At 71.9% G+C, this 16,500-nt stretch carries 15 protein-coding genes and 1 pseudogene; 5 read left to right on the top strand and 11 right to left on the bottom strand.

What is annotated here, in order from left to right; translation table 11 throughout:
- Positions 1–35: 35 nt before the first annotated feature.
- Together ACIRVH_RS43460 and ACIRVH_RS43455 are read right to left on the bottom strand one after the other, a co-directional pair.
- Entirely contained in the window at positions 36–1,397 is a 1,362-nt protein-coding gene (locus ACIRVH_RS43460; protein WP_403965676.1) for an MFS transporter, read from the bottom strand.
- Positions 1,394–1,972, bottom strand: a complete 579-nt coding sequence (locus ACIRVH_RS43455; protein ID WP_403965674.1) for a TetR/AcrR family transcriptional regulator — start codon at positions 1,970–1,972, stop codon at positions 1,394–1,396. The genes ACIRVH_RS43460 and ACIRVH_RS43455 overlap by 4 nt, the downstream gene beginning before the upstream one ends.
- An 89-nt stretch (positions 1,973–2,061) precedes the next feature.
- On the opposite strand from ACIRVH_RS43455, the gene ACIRVH_RS43450 reads away from it, so the two are divergent.
- Positions 2,062–2,499 (top strand): PPOX class F420-dependent oxidoreductase, encoded by a 438-nt coding sequence (locus tag ACIRVH_RS43450; protein ID WP_403965672.1) that lies wholly within the window; start codon positions 2,062–2,064, stop codon positions 2,497–2,499.
- A 52-nt stretch (positions 2,500–2,551) separates the two neighbouring features.
- Here ACIRVH_RS43450 and ACIRVH_RS43445 read toward each other — a convergent pair whose 3' ends face one another.
- Positions 2,552–3,430 (bottom strand): NAD(P)-dependent oxidoreductase, encoded by an 879-nt coding sequence (locus ACIRVH_RS43445; RefSeq protein WP_403965669.1) that lies wholly within the window; start codon positions 3,428–3,430, stop codon positions 2,552–2,554.
- A gap of 135 nt (positions 3,431–3,565) precedes the next feature.
- On the opposite strand from ACIRVH_RS43445, the gene ACIRVH_RS43440 reads away from it, so the two are divergent.
- Positions 3,566–4,162 carry a TetR/AcrR family transcriptional regulator gene (locus ACIRVH_RS43440; RefSeq protein ID WP_403965667.1) on the top strand — a complete coding sequence of 199 codons (597 nt, stop codon included), beginning with the start codon at positions 3,566–3,568 and terminating at the stop codon, positions 4,160–4,162.
- A gap of 53 nt (positions 4,163–4,215) precedes the next feature.
- Positions 4,216–4,557, top strand: a complete 342-nt coding sequence (locus ACIRVH_RS43435; protein ID WP_403965665.1) for a VOC family protein — start codon at positions 4,216–4,218, stop codon at positions 4,555–4,557.
- A gap of 237 nt (positions 4,558–4,794) precedes the next feature.
- Here the strand turns inward: ACIRVH_RS43435 and ACIRVH_RS43430 are convergent.
- A pseudogene (locus ACIRVH_RS43430) lies at positions 4,795–5,235 on the bottom strand (MFS transporter); the annotation flags it as partial.
- Between the two features lie 277 nt (positions 5,236–5,512).
- The gene (locus ACIRVH_RS43425) at positions 5,513–6,178 is read right to left on the bottom strand and encodes a TetR/AcrR family transcriptional regulator (protein ID WP_403965663.1); all 666 of its coding nucleotides are present in this window, start codon (positions 6,176–6,178) and stop codon (positions 5,513–5,515) included.
- A gap of 154 nt (positions 6,179–6,332) precedes the next feature.
- Here ACIRVH_RS43425 and ACIRVH_RS43420 point away from each other — a divergent pair, with 154 nt between their 5' ends.
- Together ACIRVH_RS43420 and ACIRVH_RS43415 are read left to right on the top strand one after the other, a co-directional pair.
- Positions 6,333–7,220 (top strand): shikimate dehydrogenase, encoded by an 888-nt coding sequence (locus ACIRVH_RS43420; RefSeq protein WP_403965661.1) that lies wholly within the window; start codon positions 6,333–6,335, stop codon positions 7,218–7,220.
- Positions 7,221–7,782: 562 nt separating this feature from the next.
- A complete protein-coding gene (locus ACIRVH_RS43415; RefSeq protein WP_403965660.1) occupies positions 7,783–9,675 on the top strand; it encodes an ArnT family glycosyltransferase in 1,893 nt (630 codons plus the stop codon).
- Positions 9,676–9,696: 21 nt separating this feature from the next.
- Here ACIRVH_RS43415 and ACIRVH_RS43410 read toward each other — a convergent pair whose 3' ends face one another.
- From ACIRVH_RS43410 to tal, 6 genes are read right to left on the bottom strand one after another with little or no spacing between them, the layout of a single operon-like run.
- Entirely contained in the window at positions 9,697–10,290 is a 594-nt protein-coding gene (locus ACIRVH_RS43410) for a histidine phosphatase family protein (protein ID WP_403965658.1), read from the bottom strand.
- A gap of 6 nt (positions 10,291–10,296) precedes the next feature.
- The gene (gnd, locus tag ACIRVH_RS43405) at positions 10,297–11,175 is read right to left on the bottom strand and encodes a phosphogluconate dehydrogenase (NAD(+)-dependent, decarboxylating) (protein WP_403965656.1); all 879 of its coding nucleotides are present in this window, start codon (positions 11,173–11,175) and stop codon (positions 10,297–10,299) included.
- Between the two features lie 7 nt (positions 11,176–11,182).
- Entirely contained in the window at positions 11,183–12,835 is a 1,653-nt protein-coding gene (gene pgi, locus ACIRVH_RS43400; protein ID WP_403965654.1) for a glucose-6-phosphate isomerase, read from the bottom strand.
- A gap of 1 nt (position 12,836) precedes the next feature.
- Positions 12,837–13,763, bottom strand: coding sequence for a glucose-6-phosphate dehydrogenase assembly protein OpcA (gene opcA / locus ACIRVH_RS43395; RefSeq protein WP_403965652.1), 927 nt, complete (start codon positions 13,761–13,763; stop codon positions 12,837–12,839).
- On the bottom strand, positions 13,760–15,352 hold the full coding sequence (gene zwf, locus ACIRVH_RS43390; RefSeq protein ID WP_403965650.1) for a glucose-6-phosphate dehydrogenase: 1,593 nt from the start codon (positions 15,350–15,352) through the stop codon (positions 13,760–13,762). The genes opcA and zwf overlap by 4 nt, the downstream gene beginning before the upstream one ends.
- Positions 15,352–16,494, bottom strand: coding sequence for a transaldolase (gene tal, locus ACIRVH_RS43385; RefSeq protein ID WP_403965648.1), 1,143 nt, complete (start codon positions 16,492–16,494; stop codon positions 15,352–15,354). Before tal ends, zwf begins: the two co-directional genes overlap by 1 nt.
- Positions 16,495–16,500 lie beyond the last annotated feature (6 nt).

Below are 16,500 nucleotides of genomic sequence, written 5' to 3'. Positions count from 1 at the left end.
GCGTGCGGGCAGGCATGTCCGCCGCGACGCACACCTCATCGTCGCGCAGGAACCCCGGAACGGACCTGTTCATGAGGGGTGTGTGTGATCGACGTGACCCCGGGCCCCGGCAGCGCTCGCGCCGCCGGGACGGCGATCGCGGCCACCGCGCCGAGCACGAGCAGCGCCGTCCGGGGGCCCGCACCCATCAGCGCGGTGCCCGCGGCCACGCCGAGCACGGGCCCGATGTTGAGCGCGGTCTGCTGCAGGCCCCCTGCCACTCCGGCCACCGCCACCCGCGCCTGCCGTACGACCACGTGAGTGGCCGCCACCATCACCGTGCCGAACCCGGCTCCCAGCAGCGCGAACGCGCAGCCCTGGGTGAGCGCGCCCGTTGCCCCGGACAGGACCAGGACACCGAGCGCGAGCAGTGCCATGGCCGTTGCTGCCGTTCGCCGTGCACCCAGCCTGCGCAGCAGTAGCGGGCACAGGGGAGCGGACCCCACCATCAGCACCGCCAACGGCAGGCTGCGCAGGGCGCTTTGGAACGGGTCGAGGCCGAGCCCACGCTGCAGCACGTACGTCTCGACGAACAGGGTGCCGAAGAGTGAGGCCGACGCGGCGACCAGGAGGGCGAGGGCCGACCCGACCGCGGACGAGCGGATCACGTCAGGGGGGAGCAGGGGACTTGCGGTGTGGCGTTCGTGCCGTATGAAGGCGGCTGCGGCGAACGCGGCAACCCCCAGCCCGGCGGCGGTGGGCACACCGGAGGCGGGCAGCGCGACCAGCGTCTGGACGAGACAGGCCAGGGTCACGGCGAGGAGCAGTGCTCCTGGTAGGTCCAAGGGGGTGTGGGGAGTTGGCGCGTGGTCCGGGTCGGGCAGGACCAGGGCTGCCAGGCCCAGGCCCACGGCCGGCAGCACGCTCAGGAAGAACACCGCCTGCCAGCCCAGCCCGTTCACCAGTGCCCCGCCCAGCAACGGCCCCGCTGCCGCCGCCAGACCGATCGCGCTGGTGCGGATCGCGAGCGGCATCGCCAGCCGGTCCGGCGGGAAGGCGGCCCGCAGCATGCCCAGCGTGGCGGGCTGCAGCAGTGCCCCGAACACGCCCTGCGCCGCCCGCAGTCCGATCACCCAGCCGATCGAGGGGGCGAGTCCGACGCCCGCCGAGGCCACGCCGAACCCCAGCATGCCGAGCGCGAACATCCGCCGCTGCCCGTAGCGGTCGCCGAGCCGGCCCGCGAACACCAACAGGCTCGCCACCGCCACGAGATACGCGGTGCTGGTCCACTGCACCTGCGTGTACGACGCGTGCAGCTCCCGTTGCAGGGAGGGCTGGGCGACCGTGAGGACCGTGCCGTCGAGGGCTACGAGTACAGCGCCCGCCACACTGCTCACCAGGGTCAGTCGGCGGTTCATCGCCCGCCCTCCGGGCCCAGGTGGGCGAGGAGCGCCGTATCCAGGAGTGCGGTGAAGTCCGTTTCGCCCGTGGCGAGTTGGAGGCTGTTCCAGTGCCACAGCTGGGCGATGCCGTGCAGGTTTGCCCACAGGGCGCCCGCCGTGCGCCGGGCGTCCGTCTCCGGGCGGACCCGGCCGACGAGGTCCGCGAGGAGAGTGAACAGCGGCAGGCTCGTCTCGCGCAGGCCCAAGTGGCCGCTCTCCAATAGATCGTGACGGAACATCAGCTCGTACATGCCGGGGTTGTCCAGGGCGAACTCCAGGTAGACGCGGGCCAGTTCCCGCACCTGTGCGCGTGGGTCGCTGGTGCCGTCGAGCGCCGGCCGGACTCGGTCGCCCAGATCGGCGAACCCTCGTCGGGCGATGGCCGACAGCAGCTCCAGATGGGTGGGGAAGTAGCGGCGTGGCGCCCCGTGCGAGACCCCCGCGCGGCGGGCGATCTCCCGCAGTGTCAGCGCCTGGACACCTTCGGCGGCGACCAGGTCCACGCCGACGTCGATGAGGCGGGTGCGCAGCCCCGTGCCGGATTCAGTCATAGACAGTGTCTACCAGCTGTCCGTAGACGGCGTCTACTAGCGGATCGATGTGGGGGAATGCCTGTGCCCTCGGGCCAGTTGACCCTCATATGACTCAGGACCCGACGCAGGACGCCCTGCTCAAGCTGCTCTCCGAGACGCGAGGCGGCGTGCTGGTCACGCTCAAGAGCGACGGCCGGCCCCAGCTGTCCAACGTCAGCCACGCCTACTACCCCGACGAGCGGGTCATCCGGATCTCGATCACCGACGACCGCGCCAAGACCCGCAACCTCCGCCGCGACCCCCGCGCCTCCTACCACGTCACCAGCCAGGACCGCTGGGCGTACACGGTCACCGAGGGCACGGCCGAGTTGTCGCCCGTCGCCGAGGACCCGTACGACGAGACCGTCGAGGAGCTGGTCCGGCTCTACCGGGGCGTCCTCGGTGAGCACCCGGACTGGGACGACTACCGGGCCGCGATGGTCCGCGACCGGCGACTGGTGCTGCGGCTGCCCGTCGAGCGGGCGTACGGCATCCCGAAGGGGTAGGGCCTGTCGTCGAATTCCGGTCCGCCCCGGGACGGCAGGCCCTGGGGACGGCCTACGGTGCCTCGGCGGTCCGCGTCTCGATCGCCCGCAGGACCGCCACCATGTCCTCGCCGCCGTGACCCTGCGCCACCGTCTCCTCGAACAGGCTGTGGCAGACGTCGAGCAGGGGTGAGGCCAGGTGTGCCTTGCGGGCCGCCTCGGCGATGAGCCGGTTGTTCTTCAGGACGTCCAACGCGGCCGCCTGTACCGCGAAGTCCCGCTCGCGCAGCTTGGGCGCCTTCATCCGGGAGACCCCGCTGGCCATGGGGCCCGCGTCCAGGACGTCCAGGAACAGGCGCCGGTCCAGACCCTGCCGTTCGGCGAAGTGGAAGGCCTCGGTCAGCCCGGTCACCAGGGTGATCAGGAAGAGGTTCACGGACAGCTTCATCAGCAGGGCGCCCGGCGCCGCGCCGCACGCGAAGGTATCCCGGCACAGGGGCGCGAGCAGCGGTCGTACGACGTCCACGGCGGACTCCTCGCCGGCCAGCATCGCCACCAGCCGCCCCTGCTCCGCCGGCACCCGGGAGCCGGAGACGGGCGCTTCGACGTACCGGCCGCCGGCCGCGCGGATGTCGGACTCCAGGGCGTGGGAGTACTCGGGGGAGGTCGTGCCCATGTGGACGACCACTCGTCCGGCGACCCGCGTAGGGAGGGCCGGGGTGCCGCGGCCGAGGACGGTGTCGAGCGCCGACTCGTCGGCGAGCATCAGCAGCACCACCTCGGCCCGCGCGAACACCTCGTCGGCGTCCGCAGCGACCTCGGCACCGGCCGCGCGCAACGGCTCGGCGCGCTCCGGTGTCCGGTTCCACACCACGAGGGGTGTGCCGCGGGTCGCCAGGCGCAGCGCCATCGGCTGACCCATCACTCCGAGACCGATGAAACCGACGTTCACGGGGCCGCCCTTCTTGCTGCCGACCGACTATGACCGCTGTCATAGTAGCGAGGGTTATGACGCCGGTCATAGGGTGAAGGCCGAGGGCGAAGGTCGAGAGTGAAGGCCGAGAGTGAAGGCGATCGGAGGTCGGCCATGGCGGAGTCGCGGCGCGGGCCGCGCGAGCGGATGGTGTTCAGCGCGGCCCAGCTGATCCGGCGCGACGGGGTCGGCGCGACCGGCATGCGGGACGTCGCCGCCCACGCCGGGGCGCCGCGCGGTTCGCTCCAGCACTACTTCCCGGGCGGCAAGGAACAGCTGGTCAACGAGGCCGTGGGCTGGGCCGGGCGATACGCCGGCAAGCGCGTCACCCGCTTCCTCGCGGGCCTGGACCAGCCGACGCCGAGCGGCCTGTTCGCGGCGATGGCGGCCCAGTGGACGGGCGAGTACGAGACGGAAGGCTTCGTCGGGGGCTGCCCGGTCGCCGCTGCGACCGTGGACTGTGCTGCCACGGGCACCGCGACGCGCGAGGCGGCCGCCGCAGCGTTCGCGACCTGGCGCGCTCCGGTCGCCGAGGCCCTGACCGGCATGGGCGTCCCCGCCGCCCGCGCCGACTCCCTCGCCACCCTGATGATCAGCACCCTGGAGGGCGCGATTCTGATGGCCCGGGCCGAGGAGGACGTACGCCCGCTGCAGGCCGTGGTCCGCGAACTCGGGCCGCTGCTCGACGCCGCGGTGCGCTCCTCCGGGTGACGCCCGGCGCGGAGGTGCTTGTTCCGCGCGGCGTCCCGCACTAGCCTCCGCGCGTGATCAATGGCGCACATGTGGTGATCTACAGCCGTGACGTCGAAGCGGACCGGACATTTCTGCGGGACGTCCTCGGATGGGCGCACGTCGACGCGGGCCACGGCTGGCTGATCTTCCAGGCACCGCCCACGGAGGTGGCCTGCCATCCCACGGACGGAGACCCGTCGCACGAACTGATGCTGATGTGCGATGACCTCGACGCGACACGGGAGCAACTCGCCGAGAAGGGCGTGGAGTTCGCGGAGCCCGTCGAAGAGGCTCGGTGGGGGCGGCTCACGGCACTCCGGCTGCCGGGCGGCGGTCGACTCGGACTGTACGAGCCGCGCCATCCACGGCCGTAGCGCTGCGGGGGTGCGGGGCGGTCGGGCGGTCGGTGCCGGCGTTCACGTTCGGATGCCCGGAGTCGCGGGAGTCGCCGGGAGCGGTCGGGGCGGCTGATGTCGGCCGTCGGCTGTCGCCCCCGCCGCACCGCCGGGCCGCCGCACCGCCAGGCCGCCAGGCCGCCGGGTCGGCCCCATTTTGGCGGCGCAGGCCCGGCAGCCCGGCGCGTTGTGCGATTGCGGCAGGTCGAAGCGGGGTCAGGCCGACACCGTCGCCGGGTGCGGCTCGCTGCGGCCCGCCCGTTCGCCCAGGAGTTCCGTCGGGACCGTGTGGGTCTCGCGGGCGGAGAGGGCTGCGAGGGTCGGGGGGACGCACAGGGCCGCCGTGAACAGGGCGACCGCCTGCCAGTCGTCGCCACCGGGGCCGGCGATCTCGGCGGCGAAGGTGACCGCGAAACCCGCCACCGCGAAGCCGATCCGGGTGCCGATCGCCATCCCGGACAGGCGGACCCGGGTCGCGAACATCGCGCCGTAGAAGGCGGGCCACACTCCGTTCGCGGCACTGTAGACGAGACCGAAGGCGATGATTCCGAGGGTCACGGTGAGGGCGTAGGAGCCGGTGGAGATCGCCCACAGGTAGCCGGCCATCGCCGCCGCGCTGCCCACCGCGCCGATCAGGTAGACGGGGCGGCGCCCGATCACTCGAGCGCGCTGCCGATCCAGGCGGCGGTGGCGGCCTTCCTGGGCTGGCCGGGTGGGGCCTCGGCGGCGGGCGCGGGGGTGGGGACGGACACGGCGGTGCTCCTCCGGGGGAACTGCACCCTGGGGAGGGGCGGAGTGGGCGGCGGGGCGAAGGGCCGGATCTCGGCAGTAATTAACCCACTGGATAGTTGGTTGTGGTGGGTCGGATGTTGCGCTCGCGTCTCCGCCGTGTCAAGAGGTCTGGCGTGAGCCGGTCGGTCCGCTCCGGTCCGGGTCAGTCGCCGGCTCGCTCCGCGGTGAGGTAGGCGATCACCATGTCGCCGAGCATGGTCCGGTAGTGCTCACGCTGCGCCGGGTCCACCAGGTCACGGCCGAACAGGGCGCCGAAGGTGTGCCGGTTGGCGACCCGGAAGAAGCAGAACGAGCTGATCATCGCGTGCAGGTCGACGGCGTCGACATCGGCCGTGAACAGCCCGGACTCCTGCCCGGTGGCCAGGATCCGGCGGATCACGTCCAGCGCCGGAGAACCCATCCGCCCGAGCTTCTCGGAGGCCGCGATGTGCACGGCGCCGTGGATGTTCTCGATGCTGACCAGGCGGATGAAGTCCGGGTGCTGCTCATGGTGGTCGAAGGTCAGCTCGGCCAGGCGCCGGATCGCCGCGACCGGGTCCAGGTGCTCGACGTCCAGCCGCTGCTCGGTCTCGCGGATCACGCCGTACGCCCGCTCCAGCACGGCCGTGAACAGCTGCTCCTTGCCGCCGAAGTAGTAGTAGATCATCCGCTTGGTGGTGCGGGTTCGGGCCGCGATCTCGTCCACCCGCGCGCCGTCGTAGCCGGCCCGCGCGAACTCCTGCGTGGCCACGTCGAGGATCTCGGCCTTGGTGCGGACGGCGTCACGCGTCCGCCCGCCGGGGTGTACCGGTTCTTCGACGCTGGTCATCGGGTTCCTTCGGGCATGGGGCCAGTGCCGGTGATTGTAGAAGCAGGGCCCGGAACAGGACCCGCCGGACCGGTCCGGCCTTCCCGAAGCAGGCGGAGGCCGATATAGATAACGCACTAGTTCGTACATTAGCGAATTGTGCCAGGAGGTCCCCGTGGCCAAGGACGCGTATCTCGTCGGGCTGATCGGTTCCGGCATCGGCCCGTCGCTCAGTCCCGCACTGCACGAACGCGAGGCGGACCGCCAAGGGCTGCGCTACCTCTACCGGCTCATCGACATCGACTCGCTCGGCGTGCCGCCCGGGGCCGTGGGGGAGCTCGTCCGGGCGGCCCGTGACCTGGGTTTCGACGGGCTCAACATCACCCACCCGTGCAAGCAGCTCGTCATCGAGCACCTCGACGCGCTCGCCCCGCAGGCCGAGGCACTCGGCGCGGTCAACACGGTCGTCCTCGACCCGGACGGGCGAGCGGTCGGGCACAACACGGACGTCACGGGCTTCGCCGCGTCCTTCGCGCGCGGTCTGCCCGACGCGTCCCCGCGGGAGATCGTGCAGCTCGGCGCCGGCGGAGCGGGCGCGGCCGTCGCCCACGCCACCCTCACCCTGGGCGCCGAGCGGGTCACGGTAGTCGACGCGTTGCCGGAGCGTGCCGCCGCCCTGGCCGCGTCCCTGAACCGGCACTTCGGCGCCGGCCGGGCGGCTTCCGCGACCCCGGAGCGCCTCGCGGACCTGCTGTCCCGCGCCGACGGCCTCGTTCACGCGACCCCCACCGGAATGGCCGCCCACCCCGGCCTGCCCCTGCCGGCGGACCTCCTGCGCCCCGGGCTGTGGGTCGCCGAGGTCGTCTACCGTCCCCTGGAGACCGAGCTGCTGCGCACGGCGCGGGCGGCCGGCTGCGCGGTGCTGGACGGGGGCGGGATGGCGGTCTTCCAGGCCGCGGATGCCTTCCGCCTGTTCACGGGCCGTGAGCCCGACACGGTCCGCATGCTGGCGGACATCACGGAGCTGGCCGGCGCGGAGCGCTCCGCGGGGCAGGCGGTCTGATACCGGTCAGGCGGTCCGACGCGGGTCAGGCGGTGTGACAGGGGCGGGCCGTCCACGCCTGGTCGCGCCCACGCGGCCGAGCCGCTGGATGACACGCGGTTGGGCCCACGCGGCCTACCCGCAGGCTGTCACGCGGTTGGACCCTCGCGGCCTAGCCGCAGGATGCGACGCGGTTGTACCGGGCCGGGCCACGGCAGCCGAGCCCCCCGACTCGCCCCCAGGCGCATACGGACGCATCCCGACCTCGGACGACCTCGGACGACCTCGGACGACCTTGGACGAACACGGTCGGCCGCGACCGGCACCGTCATCCGCATCGGGCAGCCCCCGTACGCCCACAAGCCGGTGGCAGGCCCCGCGCGCACCCCGTCAGGGCGCCCCAGGCAGCGGCTCGCCCCCGGTGAGAGCCCGCCAAGCACCAGGTGTGCCCGCGGTGAGACCTCGGTGAGACCCGGCCCCGCCTCGGCCACCGGCCCCGCAGGTCCGGCCGATACTCGCCAGAGTCCGGGGCGTTCCCAGCGTCCCGGACCGTGACATCCCCGGGATGCCTGGAAGGCCGTTCATGCCGAGCCCCGCCAGCAAGCCACTCCTCGTCCGCCACGCCCCACCGCCCATACCCACCACGGTCGTACGCACCGCAGCCGACCGCTACGAGCGCCCGGTGCTCGCCGCCCTCGCCGCGCTCTCGGCCGTGCTGTGCCTGTGGGGCCTCGGCAACAGCGCCTACCACTCCTTCTACGCGGCCGCCGTGCGCAGCATGACCGACAACCCGGTCGCCTTCTTCTACGGCTCCTTCGACCCGGCGAACTCCATCACCCTGGACAAGCTGCCCGGCTTCCTGTGGCCGCAGGCCCTCTCCGCGCTGGTGTTCGGCTTCCACCCGTGGGCGCTGGTACTGCCGCAGGCGCTGGAGACGGTGGCCTGCGTGCTGCTGCTCCACGTCCTGGTGCGCCGCTGGGCCGGGGTGCCGGCCGGGCTGCTCGCCGCCGCGTTCCTCGCGCTGACCCCGGTGACCGTGGGCCTGGGCCGGTCGGTCACCGAGGACGCGCCGTTCGTGCCGCTCCTGCTGCTGGCCGCCGAGGCCACCTGCCGCGCCACCGCACACGCCCGGCCGCGCCCCCTGCTGCTCGCCGCGTTCTGGGTGGGGCTCGCGTTCCAGTGCAAGATGCTGGAGGCCTGGGCGGTGCTGCCCGCCCTGGCCGTGACCTACGCCGTCGCCGCCCCCACCACGCGCCGTCGCCGCGCCGGCCATCTCGCCCTGGCCGCAGCGGTCATGGTCGTGGTGTCGCTGTCGTGGATGCTGGTGGCCGCGTTCACCCCGTCCGGGGCCCGCCCGTACCTCGACGGCACCACCGACGACTCGCCGTTCGGGATGGTCGTCGGCTACAACTTCCTGACGCGCTTTCATGCCGTCGGCGTCGACGCGGCCGGCACCGGCAGCATCGTCGCGAGCCGGGCGGCCCACGGCGGCCACCGGTTGCCGCCCGGTATGGGCGACGGCATCTGGAAGATGTTCGGCCCGGGCCTGGCCACCCAGACGGGCTGGCTGTACCCGCTCGCCGCGTTCGGCCTCGTCGGCGGGGTGCTGGCGCTGCGCCGGCGGGGCCTGCCACGCACGGACCCGCTGCTCGCCGGGTTCCTGCTGTGGGGGGTGTGGCTGGCGACCTTCTTCCTGGTGTTCAGCTTCGGCAGCGTGACCGGCCACACCTACTACATGGGCGTGGTCGCGGTGGCCGTGTGCGCGCTCGCCGCGGCCGGAATCGTGCGGGCGCGGCGCAGTCGTGTGCTGCCATGGGTGCTGCTGGGCAACGTCTTCTGGTGTGCGGCCCTGACGCTGTGGTACCCGCGCTTCTTCGCCTGGTCGGCGGCGTACGCCGTGGCCCTGGGCCTGCTCGCGCTGCTCCTGGCCGGCACGCGCCGCCGCCCGGCCGCACTCGCCGTCGGCGTCTGTGCCGTGCTGCTGATCCCCGCCGTGTGGTCGGCCTCCGCGCTGTCCCTGCGCTACAACCAGCCCGGCGGCTTCGGCCGGGTCGGCCCCACCAGCACCCGTACCGATTCCGCGCTGTCCACGCTCGGCCCCGGGCGGCAGCGGCTCCTCGCCTACCTGACCGCGCACCGCGACGGCGCCCGCTACCTGGCCGCAGTCCCCGGCTGGCAGGCTGCCGCGCCCTACGTCATCGCCGCCGACGCGCCCGTGCTGCCGATGGGCGGCTTCACCGGCCGCGTCCCGTACCCGGCACCGGTGGCCTTCCACCGCCTGATCGGCTCCGGGCGGCTGCGCTACGTCGTCCTGTCGCGCGTCGACCTGCTCCCCGGCGCCCGTACCGCACGCATCCCGGCCGGGACCCTGGTGCGCTGGACCACCGCCCACTGCCGGCTCGTCCCGCCCGCCGCCTACGACCCCGGCGACCGGACCCGGCTGTTGTACGACTGCGGCCCGGGTCACTCGGGGTGACCCGGGCCGCGGAAAGGGCTGCTACGGGCGTCGATTCCACTCGGCGACGACCGGCCGCCCGTGCTCCGTGGAGAGCCGGCTGACCGTGCCGGTCGCGAGCTGGAACAGCCGGCCCCCGGCGGGCGGCAGACCCAGCCGGCGGGCGGTGAGCACCCGCAGGAAGTGGGCGTGCGCGACCAGGACCACGTCACCGGCGTCCGTGGCGAGCGCCTTCTCCACCCGGGCCAGCACCCGGTCGGCGCGCGCCCCGATCTGCTCGGGCGACTCGCCGGGATGCCCCTCGGGGCCGGGCGGTACGCCGTCGGTCCACAGGTCCCAGCCGGGGCGGGTGCGATGGATGTCGACCGTGGAGACACCCTCGTAGCCGCCGTAGTCCCATTCGTGCAGATCCGGGTCGGGTACCGCCCCGGTCAGGTCGGCCAGTTCGGCGGTGCGTATCGCGCGGCCCAGCGGGCTGGTCAGCGCGAGGGCGTAGGTCCGTTCGGTGAGGAGCGGGGCGAGGGACTTGGCCTGTTCCTCGCCGTGCGTGGTGAGGGGCAGGTCGGTCCAGCTGGTGTGCTGTCCCGACACGCTCCACTCCGTCTCGCCGTGGCGGACCAGCAGGAGGTCCCCCACGGCCGCTCAGCCCTTGGTCTCGACGGCGTGGCCGCCGAACTGGTTGCGCAGCGCGGCGATCATCTTCATCTGCGGGGAGTCGTCCTGCCGGGAGGCGAACCGGGCGAACAGCGACGCGGTGATCGCGGGCAGCGGCACCGCGTTGTCGATGGCGGCCTCGACGGTCCAGCGGCCCTCGCCGGAGTCCTCCGCGAACCCGCGCAGCTTCTCCAGGTGCTCGTCCTCGTCCAGGGCGTTGACCGCGAGGTCGAGCAGCCAGGAGCGGATGACGGTGCCCTCCTGCCAGGAGCGGAACACCTCGCGGACGTTCTCCACCGAGTGGACCTTCTCCAGCAGCTCCCAGCCCTCGGCGTAGGCCTGCATCATGGCGTACTCGATGCCGTTGTGGACCATCTTCGAGAAGTGCCCGGCGCCGACCCGGCCGGCGTGGACGTAGCCGTAGGGGCCCTCCGGCTTGAGCGCCTCGAAGATGGGCTTCAGGCGCTCCACGTGCTCCTTGTCGCCGCCGACCATGAGCGCGTAGCCGTTCTGCAGGCCCCACACACCGCCGGACACACCCGCGTCGACGAAGCCGATGCCCTTGATGCCGAGTTCGGCGGCGTGCTTCTCGTCGTCCGTCCAGCGGGAGTTGCCGCCGTCCACGACCACGTCGCCGGGGGAGAGCAGGTCCTTGAGCTCGTCGATGACCGTCTGGGTGGCGGTGCCGGCCGGGACCATCACCCAGATGATGCGCGGCCCTTCGAGCTTCTGGACCAGTTCCTCGAGGCTCTTGACGTCGGAGACCTCCGGGTTGCGGTCGTAGCCGATGACGGTGTGGCCGGCGCGGCGGATCCGCTCGCGCATGTTGCCGCCCATCTTGCCGAGACCGATGAGACCGAGCTGCATGATCAGTTCACTTCCTGAGATTGCGGTAGGCGGCGACGAGGGCCGTGGTGGACGGGTCGAGACCGGGCACGGCGGCGCCATCGGTCAGGGCCGGCTCGATGCGCTTGGCGAGGACCTTGCCCAGCTCCACGCCCCACTGGTCGAAGGAGTCGATGTTCCAGACGGCGCCCTGGACGAACACCTTGTGCTCGTAGAGCGCGACGAGCTGGCCGAGCACGGACGGGGTCAGCTCGCGCGCGAGGATCGTGGTGGTGGGGTGGTTGCCGCGGAAGGTGCGGTGCGCCACCTGCTCCTCGGGCACGCCCTCCGCACGGACCTCTTCGGCCGTCTTGCCGAAGGCGAGGGCCTGGGTCTGGGCGAAGAAGTTGGCCATCAACAGATCATGCTGGGCCTTGAGTTCACCGCTCAGCTCGGCGACCGGCTCGGCGAAGCCGATGAAGTCCGCCGGGATCAGCTTGGTGCCCTGGTGGATCAACTGGTAGTAGGCGTGCTGCCCGTTGGTGCCGGGCGTGCCCCACACGACCGGGCCGGTCTGCCACTGCACCGGGTCGCCCGCCCGGTCCACCGACTTGCCGTTGGACTCCATGTCCAGCTGCTGGAGATAGGCGGTGAACTTGGACAGGTAGTGGCTGTACGGCAGCACCGCGTGCGACTGGGCGTCGTGGAAGTTGCCGTACCAGATCCCCAACAGGCCCATCAGCAGCGGCGCGTTGGCCTCGGCGGGTGCGGTACGGAAGTGGTCGTCGACGATCCGGAAACCGTCGAGCATCTCCCGGAACCGGTCCGGGCCGATGGCGATCATCAGAGACAGGCCGATCGCGGAGTCGTACGAGTAGCGCCCGCCGACCCAGTCCCAGAACTCGAACATGTTGTCCGGGTCGATGCCGAACTCGGTGACCTTGCCCGCGTTCGTGGACAGCGCCACGAAGTGCTTGGCGACCGACTTTTCGTCGCCCTCGAACGCCTTCAGCAGCCAGGAGCGGGCCGAGGTGGCGTTGGTGATCGTCTCGATCGTGGTGAACGTCTTGGACGCGACGATGAACAGGGTCTCCGCCGGGTCCAGGTCGCGGATGGCCTCGTGCAGGTCGGCGCCGTCCACGTTCGACACGAACCGGAACGTCAACTCCCGTGCCGTGTAGGCGCGCAGGGCCTCGTAGGCCATCGCCGGGCCGAGGTCGGAGCCACCGATGCCGATGTTGACGACGTTGCGGATCCGCTTGCCGGTGTGGCCGGTCCACTCGCCCGAGCGGACCCGCTCGGCGAAGCCGGCCATCTTGTCCAGGACGGCGTGCACGTGCGGTACGACGTTCTCGCCGTCGACCTTGACCACCGCGTCCCGCGGGGCGCGCAGCGCGGTGTGCAGCACGGCCCGCCGCTCGGTGATGTTGATCTTCTCGCCGCGGAAAGTGGCGTCCCGCAGTGCGAACACGCCGGTGGCGGTGGCGAGTTCCTGGAGGAGGGCCAGGGTCTCGTCGGTGATCAGGTGCTTGCTGTAGTCGATGTGCAGATCGCCGACCCGGACGACGTACCGCTCGGCGCGGCCGGGGTCCGTCGCGAACAGCTCACGCAGGTGCGGCTGCCCCTCGGCGCGGTGATCGGCGAGGGCCGTCCACTCCGGGCGGCGGGTGAGCTTGGGGGAGTCTGACGGTGCGTCGGACATGTCAGGCGTTCTCCTTGGTGGCCTCGCCCTTGAGGGCGATGGCGTACATCTCGTCGGCGTCGAGGCGGCGCAGCTCCTCGGCGATGAGTTCGGAGGTGCCGCGGACCTTCAGAGCGAGGGTGCGCGGCGGCTGGCCGGGCAGGGTCAGCGTCGCGAGGGGCCCTTCGGGCCGGTCGATGACGATCTCACCGTTCGCGGTGCCGAGGCGTACGGCCGTGACGACCGGGCCCGCGGTGACCACGCGGTCCACCCGGACGTCGAGGCGGGCCTCCAGCCAGCGGGCGAGGAGTTCGGCGCTGGGGTTGTCCGCCTCGGCCTCCACGGCCGCCGACGTCACCTTCGCGCGAGCCTGGTCCAGGGCGGCGGCCAGCATGGACCGCCACAGTGTGAGCCGGGTCCAGGCGAGGTCGGTGTCGCCGGGCGCGTAGTTGCCGGCCCGGGTCTCCAGGACCTCCATCGGCCGCTCGACCGCGTACAGGTCGGTGATCCGGCGCTGGGCGAGCGCGCCGAGCGGGTCCTTGGACGGGGTGTCCGGAGCGTCCACCGGCCACCACACGACCACCGGGGCGTCCGGCAGCAGCAGCGGCAGGACCACGGAGTCGGCGTGGTCGGACACGTCGCCGTAGGTCCGCAGCACGACGGTCTCGCCGGTGCCGGCCTCCGAGCCGACCCGGACCTCGGCGTCCAGGCGCGAGGCGGTGCGGTCGCGCAGGGTGCGGGCGTGCCGCTTGATGACGACCAGGGTGCGCGAGGGGTGCTCGTGCGAGGCCTCCTCGGCGGCCCGGATCGAGTCGTAGGCGTTCTCCTCGTCCGTGACGATGACCATCGTCAGGACCATGCCCACGGCGGGGGTGCCGATGGCGCGGCGGCCCTGCACCAGCGCCTTGTTGATCTTGCTTGCCGTGGTGTCGGTCAGGTCGATCTTCATGGCCTGCGCCAGCTCCGTCCGTCTCGTGCGAGCATCTCGTCCGCTTCCCTCGGTCCCCAGCTGCCCGATGCGTACTGCGCCGGCCTGCCGTGCGCCGCCCAGTACTCCTCGATCGGGTCGAGGATCTTCCAGGACTCTTCCACTTCCTGGTGACGGGGGAACAAATTGGCGTCGCCGAGCAGTACGTCCAGGATGAGCCGCTCGTACGCCTCCGGGCTCGACTCGGTGAACGACTCGCCGTAGGCGAAGTCCATGGACACGTCCCGGATCTCCATGGAGGTGCCCGGCACCTTCGAGCCGAACCGGACGGTCATGCCCTCGTCGGGCTGGACGCGGACGACGATCGCGTTCTGGCCCAGCTCCTCGGTGGCGGTGGAGTCGAACGGGGAGTGCGGGGCCCGCTTGAAGACCACCGCGATCTCGGTGACCCGGCGGCCGAGCCGCTTGCCGGTGCGCAGGTAGAACGGGACGCCCGCCCAGCGGCGGTTGTCGATGCCCAGCTTGATCGCGGCGAAGGTGTCGGTCTTCGACTTGGGGTCGATGCCGTCCTCCTCCAAGTAGCCGACGACCTTCTCGCCGCCCTGCCAGCCGGTCGCGTACTGGCCGCGCACGGTGTGCTTGCCCAGCTCCTGCGGCAGCCGCACCGACTTGAGCACCTTCAGCTTCTCGGTGAGCAGCGCCTCCGCGTCGAACGCGATGGGCTCCTCCATGGCGGTGAGCGCCATCAGCTGCAGGAGGTGGTTCTGGATGACGTCACGGGCCGAGCCGATGCCGTCGTAGTAGCCGGCGCGGCCGCCGATGCCGATGTCCTCGGCCATGGTGATCTGCACGTGGTCGACGTAACTGCGGTTCCAGATCGGCTCGTACATCTGGTTGGCGAAGCGGAGCGCCAGGATGTTCTGGACGGTCTCCTTGCCCAGGTAGTGGTCGATCCGGAAGACCTGGTCGGGCTCGAACACGTCGTGCACGACCGCGTTCAGCTGCTGCGCCGACGTCAGGTCGTGGCCGAACGGCTTCTCGATGACCGCCCGGCGCCAGGCGCCCTGCGGCGGGCTGGCCAGGCCGTGCTTCTTCAGCTGCTGCACGACCTTGGGGAAGAACTTCGGCGGCACCGAGAGGTAGAAGGCGAAGTTGCCGCCGGTGCCGCGGGAGGCGTCCAGCTCCTCCACGGCCTGCTTCAGCTGCTTGAAGGCGGTGTCGTCGTCGAAGTCGCCGGGGATGAACCGCATGCCCTCGGCGAGCTGCTGCCACACCTCCTCGCGGAACGGGGTGCGGGAGTGCTCGCGCACCGCGTCATGGACGACCTGCGCGAAGTCCTGGTCCTCCCAGTCGCGGCGGGCGAAACCGACGAGGGAGAAGCCCGGCGGCAGCAGGCCGCGGTTGGCCAGGTCGTACACGGCCGGCATCAGCTTCTTGCGGGACAGGTCGCCGGTCACACCGAAGATGACCAGACCGGAGGGGCCCGCGATCCGGGGGAGCCGGCGGTCGCGGGCGTCCCGGAGCGGGTTGTCCCAGTCGGTGGCCGGGGCGTCCGGGACGCCGACCTGCGCGGCCGGAGGCGTCTCGGGTTCCGGAGCCTTGGTCGTCATTACGCGTCAACTCCCTTGCTGTCCAGGGACTTGGTGACGGCGTCCAGCAGCTCCTGCCAGGCCGTCTCGAACTTGGCGACGCCCTCGTCCTCCAGCTGCTGGACGACCTCGTCGTAGGAGATGCCGAGCCGCTCCACGGCGGCGAGGTCGGCGCGGGCCCGGGTGTAGCCGCCGGTCACCGTCTCACCGGTGATCTCGCCGTGGTCGGCGGTGGCCTTCAGGGTGGCCTCCGGCATCGTGTTCACGGTGCCGGGCGCGACCAGCTCGTCCACGTACAGCGTGTCCTTGTACGCGGGATCCTTCACGCCGGTGGAGGCCCACAGCGGGCGCTGCCTGTTCGCCTTGTCCGCGGCGAGCGCCCGCCAGCCTTCGGATGCGAAGACGTCCTCGTACGCCTCGTAGGCGAGCCGCGCGTTGGCGAGCGCCGCCCGGCCCTTGAGCGCGAGGGCCTCGTCGGTGCCGAGGGCGGTCAGCCGCTTGTCGATCTCGCTGTCCACGCGGGAGACGAAGAAGGACGCCACGGAGTGGATCTGCGACAGGTCCAGGCCCCGCTCGCGGGCCTTCTCCAGGCCGGCCAGGTAGGCGGCCATGACCTGGCGGTAGCGCTCCAGGGAGAAGATCAGCGTCACGTTGACGCTGATGCCGAGGCCGATGACCTCGGTGATGGCCGGAAGGCCCGCCTCGGTCGCCGGGATCTTGATCATCACGTTGGGGCGGTCGATCAGCCAGGCCAGCTGCCTGGCCTCGGCGACCGTGGCCACGGTGTGGTGCGCGAGACGGGGGTCGACCTCGATGGAGACCCGGCCGTCACGGCCAGCGGTGGCGTCGTACACCGGACGCAGGATGTCGGCGGCCGCGCGCACATCGGCGGTCGTCATCATCCGTACGGCTTCCTCGACCGTGACATCGCGTACGGCGAGGTCGGTCAGCTGCTCCTCGTAGCCCTCGCCGGAGCCGATGGCCGCCTGGAAGATCGACGGGTTGGTGGTGACGCCGACGACGCCACCGCTCTTCACCAGCTCGGCCAGGCCGCCCGACGTGATCCGCTTGCGCGACAGGTCGTCCAGCCAGATCGACACGCCCTCGTCGGCGAGGCGCTCAAGGGCTCCCGGGGTCGCGATTGCTTCGGTCACAGTGATCATCTTTCT

The sequence above is a fragment of the Streptomyces sp. NPDC101165 genome, from assembly GCF_044768135.1.
Lineage (GTDB): Bacteria > Actinomycetota > Actinomycetes > Streptomycetales > Streptomycetaceae > Streptomyces.
The sequence above is the reverse complement of the archived record's forward strand: the minus strand, read 5'-3'. Positions and strand labels throughout refer to the sequence as shown.